15 protein-coding genes are annotated in these 16,762 nt (G+C 43.3%); 9 read left to right on the plus strand and 6 right to left on the minus strand.

The window, feature by feature from the left end; genetic code table 11:
- Positions 1-47: 47 nt before the first annotated feature.
- Positions 48-1,709 (minus strand): hydroxylamine reductase, encoded by a 1,662-nt coding sequence (hcp, locus tag SJY39_RS13320; protein WP_010428613.1) that lies wholly within the window; start codon positions 1,707-1,709, stop codon positions 48-50.
- Between the two features lie 274 nt (positions 1,710-1,983).
- Between hcp and SJY39_RS13325 the strand changes: the two genes are divergently transcribed.
- Together SJY39_RS13325 and SJY39_RS13330 are read left to right on the plus strand one after the other, a co-directional pair.
- Positions 1,984-2,214: a hypothetical protein gene (locus SJY39_RS13325; RefSeq protein WP_010428611.1), complete on the plus strand. Its 231-nt coding sequence runs from the start codon at positions 1,984-1,986 to the stop codon at positions 2,212-2,214.
- A gap of 48 nt (positions 2,215-2,262) precedes the next feature.
- On the plus strand, positions 2,263-3,426 hold the full coding sequence (locus SJY39_RS13330) for a carboxylesterase (RefSeq protein WP_016788884.1): 1,164 nt from the start codon (positions 2,263-2,265) through the stop codon (positions 3,424-3,426).
- A gap of 92 nt (positions 3,427-3,518) precedes the next feature.
- Here SJY39_RS13330 and SJY39_RS13335 read toward each other — a convergent pair whose 3' ends face one another.
- The 3 genes from SJY39_RS13335 to SJY39_RS13345 form a co-directional block, all read right to left on the minus strand.
- Positions 3,519-4,133 (minus strand): LysE family translocator, encoded by a 615-nt coding sequence (locus tag SJY39_RS13335; protein ID WP_010428606.1) that lies wholly within the window; start codon positions 4,131-4,133, stop codon positions 3,519-3,521.
- Between the two features lie 86 nt (positions 4,134-4,219).
- The gene (locus tag SJY39_RS13340) at positions 4,220-5,167 is read right to left on the minus strand and encodes a LysR family transcriptional regulator (RefSeq protein WP_016788883.1); all 948 of its coding nucleotides are present in this window, start codon (positions 5,165-5,167) and stop codon (positions 4,220-4,222) included.
- Positions 5,168-5,233: 66 nt separating this feature from the next.
- Positions 5,234-5,695 carry an Lrp/AsnC family transcriptional regulator gene (locus tag SJY39_RS13345; protein WP_029189134.1) on the minus strand — a complete coding sequence of 154 codons (462 nt, stop codon included), beginning with the start codon at positions 5,693-5,695 and terminating at the stop codon, positions 5,234-5,236.
- 244 nt (positions 5,696-5,939) lie between these two features.
- On the opposite strand from SJY39_RS13345, the gene yjeH reads away from it, so the two are divergent.
- Positions 5,940-7,205, plus strand: coding sequence for an L-methionine/branched-chain amino acid transporter (yjeH, locus tag SJY39_RS13350; RefSeq protein WP_016769125.1), 1,266 nt, complete (start codon positions 5,940-5,942; stop codon positions 7,203-7,205).
- Positions 7,206-7,283: 78 nt separating this feature from the next.
- Here yjeH and SJY39_RS13355 read toward each other — a convergent pair whose 3' ends face one another.
- Positions 7,284-8,744 carry a PLP-dependent aminotransferase family protein gene (locus SJY39_RS13355; protein ID WP_016795857.1) on the minus strand — a complete coding sequence of 487 codons (1,461 nt, stop codon included), beginning with the start codon at positions 8,742-8,744 and terminating at the stop codon, positions 7,284-7,286.
- A gap of 90 nt (positions 8,745-8,834) precedes the next feature.
- Between SJY39_RS13355 and SJY39_RS13360 the strand changes: the two genes are divergently transcribed.
- The gene (locus SJY39_RS13360; RefSeq protein WP_016796957.1) at positions 8,835-9,494 is read left to right on the plus strand and encodes a pyridoxamine 5'-phosphate oxidase family protein; all 660 of its coding nucleotides are present in this window, start codon (positions 8,835-8,837) and stop codon (positions 9,492-9,494) included.
- 79 nt (positions 9,495-9,573) lie between these two features.
- Positions 9,574-10,497 carry an urea transporter gene (locus tag SJY39_RS13365; RefSeq protein WP_016769123.1) on the plus strand — a complete coding sequence of 308 codons (924 nt, stop codon included), beginning with the start codon at positions 9,574-9,576 and terminating at the stop codon, positions 10,495-10,497.
- Between the two features lie 12 nt (positions 10,498-10,509).
- On the opposite strand, the gene SJY39_RS13370 is transcribed toward SJY39_RS13365, so the two are convergent.
- Positions 10,510-11,517, minus strand: coding sequence for an AraC family transcriptional regulator (locus SJY39_RS13370; protein WP_010428587.1), 1,008 nt, complete (start codon positions 11,515-11,517; stop codon positions 10,510-10,512).
- Between the two features lie 133 nt (positions 11,518-11,650).
- Between SJY39_RS13370 and SJY39_RS13375 the strand changes: the two genes are divergently transcribed.
- The 4 genes from SJY39_RS13375 to SJY39_RS13390 all read left to right on the plus strand — a co-directional run bounded on the left by SJY39_RS13375 (position 11,651) and on the right by SJY39_RS13390 (position 16,489).
- Positions 11,651-12,001 (plus strand): MFS transporter, encoded by a 351-nt coding sequence (locus SJY39_RS13375; RefSeq protein WP_010428586.1) that lies wholly within the window; start codon positions 11,651-11,653, stop codon positions 11,999-12,001.
- Positions 11,995-13,218, plus strand: coding sequence for an HlyD family secretion protein (locus tag SJY39_RS13380; protein WP_372275354.1), 1,224 nt, complete (start codon positions 11,995-11,997; stop codon positions 13,216-13,218). Before SJY39_RS13375 ends, SJY39_RS13380 begins: the two co-directional genes overlap by 7 nt.
- A gap of 745 nt (positions 13,219-13,963) precedes the next feature.
- Positions 13,964-15,202, plus strand: a complete 1,239-nt coding sequence (gene codB / locus SJY39_RS13385) for a cytosine permease (protein ID WP_010428581.1) — start codon at positions 13,964-13,966, stop codon at positions 15,200-15,202.
- A gap of 9 nt (positions 15,203-15,211) precedes the next feature.
- Positions 15,212-16,489 carry a cytosine deaminase gene (locus tag SJY39_RS13390; protein ID WP_010428579.1) on the plus strand — a complete coding sequence of 426 codons (1,278 nt, stop codon included), beginning with the start codon at positions 15,212-15,214 and terminating at the stop codon, positions 16,487-16,489.
- Positions 16,490-16,762: the final 273 nt, after the last annotated feature.

Below are 16,762 nucleotides of genomic sequence, written 5' to 3' on the forward strand. Positions count from 1 at the left end.
CTGTTTTAGAAAAACGTCACAACAACGGGGCTTTGAGTTGGCCTAAATTAAGCCGCTAAGATTGTTTTAAGATCTTGTTCTGGCGTTGAGATAGAACGCATATCGAACTCGTCTTGAATAATCTTTAGTAGATTTTCTGTTAGGAAAGCTGGCGCTGTTGGGCCCGTGTAAATACCTTTCACACCAAGAGCGAACAGAGTAAGCAGGATAACAATCGCTTTTTGCTCGAACCAAGATAAAACCAGCGTTAACGGAAGTTCGTTAATGCCACAATCAAACTCTTTAGACAGTGCTAGAGCAAGCTGAATAGCTGAGTAAGCATCGTTACATTGACCTACATCGAGCAGACGTGGGATACCGTTAATGTCACCGAATTGATTTTTGTTGAAGCGGAATTTACCACACGCAAGCGTTAAGATGACTGAATCTTCTGGCGCTTGAGCTGTGAAGTCTGTGTAGTAGCTACGTTCAGATTTGTCACCGTCACAACCACCGACTAGGAAGAAATGTTTGATGTTGCCTTCTTTCACTTGCTCAACAACCGCAGGTGCCGCTTCCATCAATGCGTTACGACCAAAACCGACAGTGATCATTTGCTCGATCTCGTCGTGTTTAAAACCTTCTTGCGCCAGTGCACAGTCGATTACTGCGCTGAAATCGTCGCCTTCAAGGTGTGCAACACCCGGCCAGCCTACGATGCTACGCGTAAACAGACGGTCTGCGTAAGAACCTACATCTGGGTTAAGTAGGCAGTTAGATGTCATTACGATAGCACCAGGGAAGTTCGCAAACTCTTTTTGCTGGTTCTGCCAAGCGCTGCCGTAGTTACCCGCAAGGTGTGGGTACTTGTTCAGTTCAGGGTAGCCGTGTGCAGGTAACATCTCACCGTTAGTGTAAACATTGATACCCTTGCCTTCCGTTTGTTGAAGGATCTTTTCTAGATCATGCAAGTCGTGGCCAGAAACAAGAATACAGTGACCTTTCTTAGTCTTCACGTTCACGGTTGTTGGTTGAGGGTGACCAAATGTATCTGTCTCACCTTTATCCAGCATTTCCATTACTTTGTAGTTCATCAAGCCAATCTGCATAGATGTATCTAGCAGTTGTTTTAGGTCAGATGGATCAGTACCTAAGAAAGCCATGATTTCGTGGTATTCAGCAAAAATAGCATTGTCAGTTTGACCAAGAACACGCGCGTGCTCCATGTATGCTGCCGCACCTTTTAGACCGTATAGGCAAAGAAGGCGAAGACCGATCACATCTTCATGTTGAGAGTCGTGACCACGGTTTACCGCAGCTTGAGGTGCAAGTGCCAATAGCTCTGAAGAATCTGTTGGAAGATCGAATTGCGCAGCAGCCGAAAGTGCTGGGATTTCAAAGCCGATCAATGTAGCAGCCGCACGTACCTGTTGCTCTAGACGCTGCTTAAACTCGTGAGATTGTTGTGCAAACTCGATAATACGCGCAGGGTCGAAGTTAACATTAGTCAGTGTTGCGAAGAATGCTTTTGGCGCCCACTCATCAATTTCAGTATCAATAACATCGCAAGCGCGACCTAAATTTGCCCAAAAAGAAACACCTTGAAGAGAATGCACCAACACATCTTGAAGATCGGATACTTCAGACGTTTTTCCACACATACCTTGTGCGAAAGAACAGCCTTTTAAGGTTGGGGTTTGAATGGTTTGTTCACATTGAATACAGAACATATAGGGCTCCCAGTAATTTTTATTAGCTGTAAGTACTTTGCTTACAGTGACTTATTCCAAACCCTATAGAGCATCAAGCGTGCCAACTTTTAAGTGGCTGATTTTAAACAGCTAAAGCAAATTCCATATTTTTAGTGCGTGATTATGACTACATATAAACCCTCAATTCAAACACACCTGTGTCATAGTGACTCTATGAGATTAATTAACGATGTTCATGTTTCGTTCAGAATAGAAGCGATATAGTAACAACATAGAGAAAAGAGGAATGAATATGAAAAATATATTAGTTACGATTGTTGCGCTGTTTACTGGCCTATTGGCGTTATTCACTAGCTTGCTCCTTGCTATTCCTTTAGCTATTGCAGCTTTAATTACTGGCAAGCGCATTCAGAATCAAATGAAGAAACAAGGTTTCTCAGCTCATATGAACACTCGTCAGTCATCAACCAGTGATGCTGGTGTTATTGAAGGCGAATACGAAGACCTTTCAAACAAAAAATAGTCTAAGCTTTTGCTTCAAAATAAAACACGATAGAGACAACATTAAATAATGACCAGAAAGACCATTATTACGCTCATTGCCTTAACGACTTTAGGTCTCGTTGGTTGCTCCAGCGAGACCATTGAACCCGCTTACGAAACCTCCCCAAACTTGCCTGAATATCAACAAGATACTTTTGACGCATACATCAGTGACACTCAAGATTGGTTGCTGAGAAATCGCGTGTTCATGACCGAAAATAAGCAGTTAGAGATTCAACTTAATTCTCCGGCAGAATATCAACCCGTTTCTCCTAACGGGAAAGCCGTATTGTTAGTCCATGGATTAGGCGACTCACCCTACTCATTTAAAGATATCGCCACGCATCTAGCAGAACAAGGTTACCTTGTGAGAACGGTATTACTTCCCGGTCACGGCAGTCGTGTGGGCGACTTAATGCAACCAAGCTTGGAAGATTGGCAAGGTGTCGTAGCTCACCATACTCAGTTACTTGAGCAGGAATATGATTCTGTGTGGCTTGGCGGTTATTCAACAGGTGCAAATCTAGTGACTTCACAGGCGATGAACGACCCAAAGATCTCAGGGCTATTGCTATTCTCCCCTGCATTTCAACCAAGCTCATCAGCCGTGCAATACGCAGGTCTAGCAAGTTATTTTATTACTTGGGCTGACCAAGATCCTGAAGACAATATACTGCGCTATAACTCGCTGCCAATGAATGGCGCTTCGGTTTACTATGAAACATCAGAAGTGGTTCGCGAAGATCTACAAGATAAACACTTCGACAAACCTGTTTTTATTATGATGAGCGAAGGCGATAGTGTCATTGACACCAAATTTGTCCAGCAAGCGTTTAGTCGATCGATGCCAAACCCAAACAATGTGTTGATTTGGCTAGGGGAAGCGACACTCGAAGATCCTCGCGCTATTCAATACAGTATGAAGATTCCAGATCAGCGCATTTCTAATGGTTCTCACATGGGCTTACTGTTCTCACCCAACAACCCGTACTACGGAGTCAATGGTAGTAAGAGAATTTGTTCTAACGGACAAGCAGAAGGTTTTGAAGAGCAATGTATCGATAATAGTGAAGTTTGGTACTCAGCGTGGGGTTATATTGAGGATGGGAAAAACCATGCACGCCTAACCTACAACCCTTACTTTTCGGACTCAATGACGAAGCTTGATGCAGTGCTGAACTCGGAAGGCTAGTACATCCATTGATTTGAAAAGTAAAGGCTCACTGGACAACGTCTAGTGAGCCTTTTTAATAGAAACCTGTTATCGCGAGAAATGACTTACTTCTAAATCGTCCACACCACACGAACAGCCAACAAAATCAAAACTACACCAGACAGTCGATCGATCAATTGAGCTTTCGAGCGAATACGCTCAACAATCAATGGGCTAGACAACACCAATGTGATGAAGGTGTACCAAAGGCCATCAACAATCAACGGGGTTGAAACAATAATTACTTTATTAGTTAGCTCATTACCTAGTGCAACAAATTGGCTAAACAGAGCGATGAAGAACAGCGCGATCTTTGGGCTCAGAATAGAGATCAAGAAAGCCTCACGCGCAGATTGCATGTAGCTCATCTGCTCACCCGCTTCCAATTTCGCAGCTACGCCACCTTTCGAACGCAACGCATTCACACCAAGGTATAGCAGATACGCAGCGCCCGCTATACTGATACCTTTAAATAACATTGGTGATTGTTCAAGTAACACCGCCAAACCAACAATCGTTGCGAACGCATAAATACCAATGCCAGCGGCGTGTGACCAAGCAGCAACAAGCCCATTCATACGGCCACCAGCCAAACTATGCTTAGCGATCATCGCTAAGCTTGGGCCTGGAGACATCGCGCCCAATAAACAAATCGCCAATAAAGAAAACCAAATTGTTACTGTCATCATTCCATTCCTAGTAAAAACATACGCTCTGACTGAACGCCTTGTACTTGCTATTTACAATAATTCGCAGAAAGTATTCTTTGAAATCAAAGATCATCATCATAGTTATGATTTGAAATCATACTTATATTGTAACTCGATTTTTGCATAGCCTGGAATGCCTTCTCTCGTGCCCATTTGTGTGCAGAGTCGTTGTCATACTTAGGGTGCCACATCAGCCAATAGGTATGCATTTCAGTATCAAACGGCAAAGAAAAATAAGTAGTCTCTAGGTGTCGTCCTAAGTTATGAGCGATATGTTCAGGCACAATCATTAGATAATCATCTTGCATCAACACCGTGCCTGCCGACGAGAAAAACGGAACCTGTAAAGCAACTCTACGTTTAAGATTTTGTTTCTTTAATGCAATATCCGCGTAACTGTCTTTGTCTCCGCCACCCGTCACTTTAATATGTGAGTAATTAACGATATCCTTCGCACTCAAGGCTAATTGCTGAGCGAGCGGATGAGACTTACGCATCAAACACACCGATTTATCTTCACCAAGCTTAATGCTCGATACTTGCTCTGGTTTTTTGGGAAACATGCTGGAAGCTAAATGAATACCCGACTCGTTTAGCGCTTCAAGATAATTGGGCTGCCATAAACGGTAAGCCAAATTAATATTTGGGGCTTCTGCAGAGACTTCAGAGACAATGACAGGAAGAATATACTGAGCAACATAATCGCTGGACGATAACACCAATTCACCCTGCCAGTCTTGTGGTTCAAAGGGTTTATCATCCAATAAATGGTCGAACTCACCCAACAAATCATCCAGTTTTCCCTTGAGAAGCAGAGCTCGATTGGTAGGAACCAGCTTGTTGCCATCACGAACAAGGAGAGGGTCACCACACAAGTCTCTAAGTTGAGCCAATTGGCGACTCACCGCCGATTGCGTTATGTGCAGGCGCTGAGCTGCACGGCTTACATGGCACTCTTCAAGGAGCACATGCAGCGAGCGCAGCAAGTTTAAATTTACATTACTTAGCAAAATTTAGGCTCCTAGCAAGATTGAAGCTCCTAACCATGTTGACGCTCTTAGCGCAGTCGATCACTCCTAACATGAACGGCCTAACGAATTCTGTTTGTTAAAAAACTCGGTCAAAACCGTATGCGTCATTAGGTGGCGAAGATCTGGGTAACTTTGCAATTGATCGCGGACTTGATTCAAGTGCTTCATGCTTTCCACTTCGATGTACAACATCATATCCGTCTCACCGCTGATCGAATGGCACCATTGAACCCCGTCAATACTCTGGATACGTTTCGCGTAAGACTCACAACTGTGGTTACTACTCGCTAGATCAAACTTCAATGTAATATAAGCGCACACATTCTTAGGTTGATCAGGTTCCGCTATCTGCGCGCAATACCCTGTAATCACCTTATCGTTTTCTAATTTCTTGATTCTAGCATTGACTGCAGAGCGAGAAAGGCTCACGTCTCTAGCAATATCGCTCACTGAGCATCGAGCATTAATTTTGAGGATATCTAAAATTTGCCGATCAAATTTATCCATGATTGCGATGACTTCCATTATTGTTCTATTTATAGGGACTAATTTGACACAGTTTTCCTCGATAGAACAGCCGACACTTTCACGTTGAATTGAATCAATACCGTTAAAATGACCGCCTCTTAAGACGTTTCGCTAGCTGCATTATTGATAGCGACAATGTATGCTTTCAATCACAATGCAGAATATGCACTCTGCACCTCAATTCTAACTGAAAACAACACCGCACCATCAGCAAGGACAGCGAATGACGCAACTCAAACAAGAGATCACCTTGATCTCAGGAATCGGACAACTCTCAACCACTTTGCTAGGTACTGGGTTATTTATGATTCCAGCCATCGCCGCAGGAATCGCAGGACAATTATCACTGTTAGCTTGGTTGATATTGTTTATCGCAATCTGTCCAATTGCGCTTACCTTTGCAGCGTTAGGGAAACGCTACCCGAATGCGGGTGGCACAGCTTATTTTGTCCGTCAGGCATTCAGCGAACGTTTAGAAACAAGTGTTGCATGGTTATTCGTAAGTGTCGTTCCTGTGGGTATACCTGCCGCCATTGCATTAGCCGGAGGTTTTGCTCAACAGCTATTACCTGCGCCACTCGATACGCCTCTTGGAGCGCAATTCATTACCGTTGCACTGCTTATTGTGGTTAACCTCATGGGCAGCAAGTCGTCTGGCCGACTGCAAACGATTATTGCACTTTCAATATTTGCTTTAGTCAGCGCTTTTGTCTGGAAAGCTGATATCGGGGCTACTGATGTTGTTATTCCTGCAATTACATCAGATTCAATATGGTCAATTGGTGCAGCGCTTGCGGTGATGTTTTGGTGTTTTGTTGGCATAGAAGCTTTTGCTCACATGGGTGAAGAGTTTAAAAACCCACAACGTGATTTTCCAATCGCGATCATCGCTGGGTGCTTTGTCGCGGGCATCGTCTATTGGGCTTGCTCGGTGGTCATCATCAAAGTGGGTGCTTACGGTTCGCCTGAGTTTGATGCGACTTCAATCCCATGGGTTACGGAACAACTGTTTGGTAATGGATTTAAAACGGTGATAAGCGTTCTAGGATTCTTCGCATGTTTTGCGAGCTTAAACCTTTATACTCAAAGCTTATCTAGAATGATCTGGGCTCAGGCACGCCAACACAGACCAGAAAGCCGAATGGCAAAACTTAACAGCCATGGCGTACCGCTTTACCCAACCCTAGCGATTGGCTTTATTGCGCTTATATCGTGCGTAATTGGTGAACTATCTGATTTGGATCTTGAATTCTTTCTCAAGCTTGCTAATGGTATTTTTGTTCTGGTTTATCTGCTCGCAATGTTAGCGGCTTGTCGCTTGTTAACTGGAACATCGAGATACACAGCTATGGTTGCTCTCGTTATTTGTACCTTGGTTTTTATCTGCTTAGGTTGGTCAATGCTCTACGCGGTTATCACCTTTGTGACACTGTCACTCCCTTGGCGCAAGTGGCTAGGTAAACCAACGGTTTCTATCGACAAATTGTAAGGTAACGTTCGCAACCATTCTTGATAAAGCTTAGAAGCCGCCTATCAAATTCAAAGCAATAATGTCAAAATCAGAGCACTATTGATAAAAAAGCCGAGCGATCTCTTTGATCTTCGGCTTCACATCATCTAACGAGATGTTGCCAAAACCCAATACCACCGCGCTCCAATCACGCCCAGCACTCGATCCATATTCGTAAAAATCAAACGGTCGAATCACAATATTTTCTTGCTCTGCTTTACGGCTCCACTCTTGCTCTGATATCCCATTTAACCATTTAACCATAACATGTAGCCCTGCCGCTTGACTGACCACCTCAAGATCACCATTAAATTCGCTATCAATGGCCTCGATCATCGCTTCATATTTGAGTTTGTATAAACGACGCATCTTTCTGATATGTCTTAATAAGTCACCTTCACGAACAAAATCAGCTAATGCTGCTTGCGTATGTGAGGCCGTGTCTCCACTGAGCGCGTCTTTAATCTCCAAACACTTAGTAACTAATTGTTCTGGTACCACCAAGTAACCTAAACGAAGGCCATTGAACATCACCTTACTCATCGAGCCAACATAAATGATTCGATCATCAAACCCCAGTTTCCCTGCCAAGCCTTGCATACTGGTATAAGGGCGATGAGCAAACTGAAACTCACTGTCGTAGTCGTCCTCAATGATCCAAGACTCATGTTTGTTGGCCCAATCGATAAGTTTTAAACGCTGATCTGTGTTAAGTGTTGTACCCATCGGGTATTGATTACTGGGGGTGACATACAAGGCCTTAGCATCGCTGGCGAGTATTTTTTCAATATCAAGGCCAACTTTTTCTCGGACACTCACACCATCCAATTCAAGCTTGAATAGATCAACAATTTTATGTACTTGTCGATAGCCAGGCTCTTCCATAAGAATCTTATCGCCCACCTCCAACGTCGCCATTAAACCTATTGAAATCGCTTGCTGCGCACCTGCCGTAATAATAATTCTATCGGCATGACAGCGAACTGAACGGCTACTTGCAAGGTAACCGCTCAACGCTTCTCTCAATGCCAAACTTCCCTGGACGTCTTGATTCCCCGCGATGCTCTGACGCTCAGAGTGGCGTTGTAACAGTCTTTGCCACTTAGTAAAAGGGAAAGCATTCAAGTCAGGAACTCCCGGTGCAAAACTTCGGTTGATATCATTGGGTGTCACTCGCGCGCTACTTGGCATATCAACCTCTGCACTCACATCATGTGAACTCTGAATACCGTTCGATTGAGAGAAACTCAAGAAATACTCTGGCTGCTCAACCGACACATAAAAGCCTGAACCTTTCTTGCTCTCGATATAGCCTTCTGTGACCAGCTGTTCATACGCGTAAATCACCGTATTTCGGCTCACAGACAACTCAATAGCCAATTTACGCGTTGAAGGTAACTTATAGCCTCTGCTCCATAAATTTTGAACGATCTTCTCTCTGATTGCATGAAACAAGGCGGTTTGACGAGTTTCATGTTGATCGTTTAACTGTAGGTCACCGACATCAATAGGCTGCATAACTGGATCCAAATAGTGTTTAAAAGTGGCTCTATTTAATAGACCAGTTAATCGATACATTGATCAAAAGGCAATGATTAAGGAGCGATTATGTTATCTAACACGAAAAGAACAACGATTAAGAAAGGGGCTCACAAGGCCGTATTTAACACAGAAAAACTGCATCAAATCATCGACGAGAGCTTAATCGCACATATCGCATTACAGGGTGATCAAGGTCCGATGATAATTCCGATGCTCGCATGGCGAGTAGATGACATGGTCTACATTCATGGCGCTAAAAACAGTCGATTATTAAAAGGCTTAAAAAAGGGAGAACCAACCTGCCTAACGTTCACTTTGTTTGATGGATGGGTGCTAGCACGCTCTGCATTTCATCACAGCGCGCATTATCGTTCTGCTGTTGTATTGGGGTTATTCTCAGTCATCGATGACAATCATGAAAAGGATCGCTTGTTGAATATCTTTATCGAGCAAATCGCACCGGGAAGAACCAGCGAAGTCAGGCTCAGTAATGAGAAAGAGCTCAAGGCGACCGAGTTATTGGCGATACCTTTAACGGAAGCATCCGTGAAGATTGGTAAACATGGTGTAAATGATGATAAAACTGATATGGATATTCCCGTCTGGGCGGGTGTGTTGCCTTATCGCACCGTTGTAGGGCCACTGGAAACGGTTCCCGAGCAGAAAGGCCTCATCGAAAAACCAGATTATCAAGCAGCCTATGGCGAACGTTGGTATCAAAATTAACACACCAATATGGTCAACGGAACGGAGTTATATACAATCTGACTTACAGAAAATTAACATGACTCAATAATGTAATCAGATGATGACGATGAATAAGGACACTCTCCCACTTAAAGGCTTGCTCAATGGTATTGGGCAAGTCTATTTCACACCGTCCGTCATGACGTCACTTCTGCTGTTGCTTGCTATTTCTATTGAATCACTGGCACTGGCTTGCCTAACCCTGCTTGGTGCAAGTTGCAGTTATGCATTGGTCTTTTATATATTTACCTTCAGCAACACAAACAAGTCAGTTGACAACATTAGTAGCGGCATGTACGCATTAAATGGCGCTTTAATTGGTTTGTTTATCGGTAACTTTTTTGGTGTCACACCATTATTGGTCCTAGTCACTGTGTTCGGCGCGTTGCTCACCGTTCCCATAGCCAACATTGTATTCAGCTTTAAGAAGTATCGCGCTTACACCAGCGCTTTTGTCCTCACATCTTGGCTAATTTATGTTATCCAATCGACCTTAGATCTATCGGCCTTTGCTACCCCCACCTCTGTATTCGTTCCAATAATCAGTATTGAGCAAGGTTCATGGTTTAATTTGTCAGCAGTGGTGATCCCGCTCTTAAAAGGGATCAGCCAAGTCAGCTTTATCGAAAATGCATTGTCGGGGCTAGTTATCTTAATCGCCATCGCACTTAACAACCTAAAACATGCTCTGTGGGTCGTTGCTTCGGTCGTTCTCAGCACAGCTTTTAGCCATATAATTGGCGCTTCTGGCGCGCTAATTGAGCAAGGTCTTTATGGGTACAATGCCATTCTTTCGACTCTTGCGCTTGTGCTTTATACACGAATCCCATGGCCGTTAATCCTATTAGGCATTCTTTTGAGCAGCCTCATCACACTCGGTTTTCATGAATTGTCACTACTGCCGCTGACGGCTCCTTTTATCCTTAGTACTTGGGTTATCGTTTATTTAACCACTCACTTTCAAAAGCGAGTCAAAGGCTAATAAAAGTAATGATCAGCATTCACTATCAAAACGTTCAATATACTGCTTAGGTGTTAGTCCTCGGTGTTTTTTGAACATCCTATTAAAGCTCGCGACATTGGTATAACCTAATCTCGTTGCAACTTCTTCTATCGGCACTGAATACAACAACAGTTCCACGGCCACGTTGCTTAACGCGTATCCCATTATGGTAGAAAAGTTAACACCCAATTTGTGTAATCGTCGCTGGAACTGCTGTTCAGATAGACCGAGTAAACTGGAAACTTTATGTAAGGTAGGCAAACCAAAATGACGACTATAATTGATCATCTCATAAGTCACCTTATGTTCATCACCAGCATCCGGCATATTGAGATAATTGTCTAAGTCATGAAAATTCATCGCCAGATTCGTTTTACTGTTCGATGGTGATTGATTAATGGATAACCTAGACTCACTCCGTATCCAAACCTCTGTACGCGGCTGCCCCCATTGAACCGTGCAACCGAAATACTCATGGTAAAGATCAACGTTATCTCGATGGCCGGCAATTGATACCGCCACAGGTTTAAAATCATCCCCTAAATAACGGCGCAAAATCTTCATAATGAAAATTGCCACTCTTATTGAGTCGTGTACTTTGCCCGTTTCCGTGTAAGCGGGATTGTCGTAGCACCATTTAATCATGGTCCCGACTTGAGCACCGTATAAGAAAGCACCCGACTGTAAACAGTGCAGTCCGATGTTGACTCTACGAATCGTCGACGCAAGATCGTGACCAGAAAAAAACCAATTCGTTAACGGGCCTAATCTTTCAATATCGACACGATCGGCCAATTTCAATATGATATCCGGATCATTAGTTTGCTGTTCAAGCAAGTCATACCATTTATCAACTTCATTCACCGGAATGAGGTTCATCGAGTTACTAAATACCGACTTAGGAATACCTAAACGCTCCACATTAACCATGGGATTCGTCACTGCATGCTGATAAATACCCAAAATTCCTAACGCTCTTAAGAAGTTACAATGGTTCATTCGTCGCTGCCCCCTAGAAGTTTAATGATAGATCAAATCATATAAACACTATTATCGAAATAATTGGTAAATTTACAACCTATAAATCCGACGTCCATCACACTCGGCGCATCATTTAGCTTAGGATTTATCAATGAGTTTATTAAGTGTCCCATTTGTCGGAACCGGTGCCGATACCGCATTGCACGTCGTAGCAGGCGTTGTATTAGTCGCAACTATCGCGGCTGCATGTTACGGATTCTGGCGTGTTCATGAATTACCAATCAATAAAGCTCACAGTAAAGAGCATCAACAACTCGGCTTAATCACCGCATTAACATGGATTGGTTTTATTTGGCATTGGGTATGGGTACTTGCCGTCATATTGGCCTTTGTTGATATGGAAAAAGCCATTATTAACCTGAGGGACACATGGAAAGCGCCAGCTAAACCTGACGTTCAACCAGAACAAAACGATAAAAATGAGGAGAACCCAGTATGTTAGAAGGTTTAGCTATTTGGGCACTGTTCATTTATTTACTGAGACTAGTGGGCATGCCGTGGAACAAAGGCACTAAGGCGTTCGCTTATCTCGGTGGTACGTCATGGTTGATGTTCGTGTGGGTTGGATTGATCAACTACACTCCGATGGATCTGTCGGGTGGTTCAGTTGTTCAGTCTCCACATATTCAGTTACGTCCGGACTCAACAGCGGTAACAGGGAAAACGACTAAAGTTCACATCAGTCCAAACCAAGATGTCATGGAAGGGCAGCTTCTTTATGAGATTGATGACACTAAATATGTAATCGCAAGAGACAAAGCCAGTGTTCAACTTGAATCAACGGAAGTCGCTTTAGACACAGCTCATCAAGAAGTTAGTATTGCTAAAATCAGTTACCAATCAGCGCTTGAAGACATCAAGGCTTCGATTGCACAAATAGAATCAGCAAAAACAGACTTAGTACTGCAATCAAAAACGCTTGATCGTTACCAGAAGCAAAACAGTGTCGTAGAACATACGATTACTGAAACTGACATCGACCAACAAACGGCAAAGGTAGACTTAGCAACTCATAATGTCACAACCCTAGAGTCTCAGCTCAGTAAAAAAGAAGTCGATGCCGAAAATGCGAAACTAAACATCCACAAAGCAGAAACCAATGTGAGTAAAAAGCAAACTGAAGTCGATTCAGCAAAGGCTACGTTGGCACAAGCACAATGGGATCTGAACAGCACCAAGGTAACCGCTCCAACCGACGGCTTTGTGACAAACTTTATCCTTCGTGAAGGACAGCGAGTTTCAATGATGCCTCGTATCCAAATGTATACCGAAGAAAAGTATGTATTGATGCGAGTGAATCACCAAGCGATTCGTAACGTAAAGGTTGGCCAACCCGCAGAGTTTTCTACCGCCGCATACCCGGGGAAAATATTCTCTGCGACCGTAGAAGGTATTGTAGAAGCGACAGGCGAAGCACAAGCTAACTTACTAGGCCTCGATGAGCAAGTTCGTGTAACGACAGGTCGAAACCTTCAGAACAAGCATCACTTTGTCCGTCTAAAAATTGATGAAGCGGAAGGTTACGATATACCAGTAGGTTCTGTTGGACTAGCATGGGTAAGCGGTGAAAAGCCAATTAGCTTTATGGGTTTCCTAGATGTGATTCGTGGAATCATCATTCGAATGAAGTCTCAACTATACTTCTTTTACTCCATCTAACACGCCTCATTAGTCAAAAAAAGAAAGCCCGTACGTTCTCAGATATTACGGGCTTTCTGTTTTTTTAACTTTCAGTTTTTTCTATTTTTTCGGCTACAAATTCTATCTAATAAAGGTCTAAAAGAACTTAAAAATGCAGAAACCTCAGCGCCTCTACCGTTTACTCTTATTGGCGACCAAACGACCAACACTTGCAAATTGCAATTGCAAAATGCGATATCGAATTCCAAAAAAGCGAACAAAACGCTCAAATACGCACCAAATTGCTATAAAACAACCGTTTCATGCTGTTTTAAAAGTTGGCACACTACCTGCAATGTATATATTGACCCTTCTTAAGCCGAGGGTCACCTAGCCAACTGACGTTGTTAGTGAACCTTTCTTGTTCACAAAATATATAAGCCAATTGCGGTTATTGCGATTGGCTATTTTTTTGCCTGTCGTTTGATTAACCCCCCTCCTAAATATACAGACACCCATTCAAAATAATAATAACCAACATTAACATCCAACACCCGACATTAGACAAGTAATGCGTTATAGAAAACGTTTTCTATTTATTTATATGGCACAATAAAAAAAATAACCCCATGTTATATAAGACGATTAATTCGTTAACCTACTCAGATGTACAACTATTGACAAAAATAGCATTGACTATGTGATTTATACCACCATAATGCGCTCGTTTGCCTGCAATACGGCAACCGTTATTTTTAATTTTGATCAATTGCGGAGGTAAAAGATGGCTGCGGATAATAACTACAGTCTTGGGCCGGTTCCAGCATCGGCTAGGAAAGGAGTTGCTTCACTCACCATGGTAATGCTTGGACTCACTTTCTTCTCTGCAAGTATGTGGACAGGTGGTTCACTCGGGACAGGCCTCTCATTCAACGATTTTTTCCTCGCCGTTCTCATCGGTAACCTAATTCTTGGTATTTACACTTCTTTTCTTGGCTACATCGGCTCATCTACTGGCCTCTCTACTCACCTTCTTGCTCGTTTCTCTTTCGGTACTAAAGGCTCATGGCTTCCTTCTGCTCTACTTGGTGGTACACAAGTCGGTTGGTTTGGTGTAGGTGTAGCGATGTTCGCAATTCCAGTACAGAAAGCTACAGGTATTGATACCAACACCTTGATCATTGTGTCAGGTCTTTTGATGACAGGTACAGTGTATTTCGGAATTAAAGCGCTAATGGTGCTTTCAGCGATTGCTGTTCCAGCGATTGCTATTTTAGGTGGTTACTCAGTATTGACTGCGGTAGACAGTGTTGGTGGGTTAGAACAGCTACAACTGATTAAGCCAGAGACGCCAATGGACTTCTCAATGGCCTTAGCAATGGTTGTCGGTTCATTCGTGAGTGCAGGTACTTTAACTGCCGATTTCGTTCGCTTTGGTAAAAAGCCAGCGAGTGCAGTATTAATTACAATGGTCGCGTTCTTCATCGGTAACTCACTGATGTTTATCTTCGGTGCAGCCGGTGCAGCAGCAACAGGCCAATCAGACATTTCAGATGTAATGATTGCACAAGGGCTGCTGCTTCCAGCGATCATCGTGCTTGGCTTGAACATCTGGACAACCAATGAAAACGCTCTTTATGCATCTGGCCTTGGTTTATCTAACATCACTGGTCGCTCAAGTACTACAATGTCTATCATTAACGGCATCATCGGTACGATTTTCGCGCTTTGGTTGTACAACAACTTCGTAGGTTGGCTAACCTTCCTATCGTTGGCGATTCCACCAATTGGTGGCGTAATCATCGCCGACTTCTTTGCGAATCGTAAACGTTACAAAGATTTTGCAAATGCAGAGTTCCAAACTGTTAATTGGGCTGGCATTATCGCGGTAGCAACAGGCGTAGCCGCTGGTCATTTCCTTCCTGGCGTTGTTCCTTTGAACGCAGTGTTAGGTGGTGCAATCAGTTACCTCGTGCTTAATCCTCTATTGAACAAAAAAGCTCTGAAATCTCAGGCCGCTTAAGGACACACTATGACAACCTTATTAATCAAGAACGCGAAACTTCAAGACCAAGAGGGCTTGAAACAGATTCTGATTGAAAATGGTCAATTTTCTCGCATTCTCGATAATGACGCACAAATTAATCATCAAGGTGACATTCTTGATGCTGAAGGTGGCATTGCAGTTACACCGTTCTGTGAACCGCACATCCACCTAGATACCACTCAAACCGCTGGTGAGCCTAACTGGAACATCTCTGGCACTTTGTTTGAAGGTATTGAGCGTTGGGCTGAGCGCAAAGAACTGCTATCAATTGAAGACGTTAAATCTCGTGCGAAGCAAACACTGAAATGGCAGATCGCTAACGGTGTTCAACACGTGCGTACTCACGTTGACGTATCTGACCCAACGTTAGTTGCGTTAAGAGCGATGGTTGAAGTTCGTGAAGAGATGAAAGAGTGGGTCGACATTCAGATCGTTGCATTCCCTCAGGAAGGCATTCTTTCATACCCTAACGGCAAAGAGTTGCTTGAAGAAGCAGTGAAGATCGGCGCTGACGTTATTGGCGCTATCCCTCACTTCGAATTCACTCGTGAATACGGTGTTGAATCTCTGCATTACGTGTTCGAGCTTGCACGCAAGTACGACTGTCTGATCGACGTTCACTGTGACGAAATCGACGACGAACAATCTCGTTTTGTTGAAACACTGGCAGCCCTTGCTCATAAATTTGAGATGGGTGAAAAGGTAACAGCAAGCCACACAACGGCGATGGGTTCTTACAACGGTGCTTACGCGTCTCGTCTGTTCCGTCTATTGAAGATGTCTGGTATCAATTTCGTAGCAAACCCGTTAGTGAACATTCACTTACAAGGCCGTTTCGACGATTACCCAAAACGCCGTGGCGTGACTCGTGTGAAAGAGATGCTAGCAGCAAACATCAACGTTTGTTTTGGCCACGATGATGTGTTTGACCCATGGTACCCGCTTGGCACAGCAAATATGCTTCAAGTTTTGCATATGGGGCTGCACGTAACACAAGTTATGGGCTATGACCAAATCAATACCTCACTTGATTTGATCAGCAAGAACTCAGCTCGTACTCTAAACATTCAAAACAACTACGGTATTGAACAAGGTAAACCAGGTAGCCTTCTGATCTTGCCTGCTGACAATGGCTTTGATGCTGTTCGTCGCCAAGTACCAGTTCAATACTCAGTTCGACACGGCAAGGTAATTGCTGAAACGCAACCTGCAAAAACAAAAATTAACTTAGATCAAATCGAAGATATCAACTTCAAACGTTAAGATCGTCTATACTAATGATGAAAAGGAAGCTACAGGCTTCCTTTTTACTTTGTCACTGCAGCAAAACCCTATAAAACTATCAGCTATTGAGGGTAGTTTATGTCGGTTGGCACAACATGACAAAAAAACTCGATGATTTATCAATCAATGAGTGTACAATCGGAAAGACTGTGTTAACATGCACTCGCTCTGTTAGCCGGAGTTATTTAAGTTAGATAAATAGTAAAAAATGACATGTAAAATCGTTACCCGTTTTTGTAAGTAGTTTTTCCT

Origin of the sequence: Vibrio sp. R78045 (genome assembly GCF_042466085.1) — a bacterium.
GTDB lineage: Bacteria > Pseudomonadota > Gammaproteobacteria > Enterobacterales > Vibrionaceae > Vibrio > Vibrio cyclitrophicus.

Coding starts and splice junctions, on each gene's coding strand:
- SJY39_RS13355 (WP_016795857.1), bottom strand. CDS start 8,744: ATGCAGCCTATTGATGTCGGTGACCTACAGTTAAACGATCAACATGAA.
- SJY39_RS13325 (WP_010428611.1), top strand. CDS start 1,984: ATGAAAAATATATTAGTTACGATTGTTGCGCTGTTTACTGGCCTATTG.
- SJY39_RS13360 (WP_016796957.1), top strand. CDS start 8,835: ATGTTATCTAACACGAAAAGAACAACGATTAAGAAAGGGGCTCACAAG.
- SJY39_RS13370 (WP_010428587.1), bottom strand. CDS start 11,517: ATGAACCATTGTAACTTCTTAAGAGCGTTAGGAATTTTGGGTATTTAT.
- SJY39_RS13345 (WP_029189134.1), bottom strand. CDS start 5,695: ATGGATAAATTTGATCGGCAAATTTTAGATATCCTCAAAATTAATGCT.
- SJY39_RS13335 (WP_010428606.1), bottom strand. CDS start 4,133: ATGACAGTAACAATTTGGTTTTCTTTATTGGCGATTTGTTTATTGGGC.
- SJY39_RS13380 (WP_372275354.1), top strand. CDS start 11,995: ATGTTAGAAGGTTTAGCTATTTGGGCACTGTTCATTTATTTACTGAGA.
- yjeH (WP_016769125.1), top strand. CDS start 5,940: ATGACGCAACTCAAACAAGAGATCACCTTGATCTCAGGAATCGGACAA.
- SJY39_RS13375 (WP_010428586.1), top strand. CDS start 11,651: ATGAGTTTATTAAGTGTCCCATTTGTCGGAACCGGTGCCGATACCGCA.
- hcp (WP_010428613.1), bottom strand. CDS start 1,709: ATGTTCTGTATTCAATGTGAACAAACCATTCAAACCCCAACCTTAAAA.
- SJY39_RS13390 (WP_010428579.1), top strand. CDS start 15,212: ATGACAACCTTATTAATCAAGAACGCGAAACTTCAAGACCAAGAGGGC.
- SJY39_RS13365 (WP_016769123.1), top strand. CDS start 9,574: ATGATGACGATGAATAAGGACACTCTCCCACTTAAAGGCTTGCTCAAT.
- codB (WP_010428581.1), top strand. CDS start 13,964: ATGGCTGCGGATAATAACTACAGTCTTGGGCCGGTTCCAGCATCGGCT.
- SJY39_RS13330 (WP_016788884.1), top strand. CDS start 2,263: ATGACCAGAAAGACCATTATTACGCTCATTGCCTTAACGACTTTAGGT.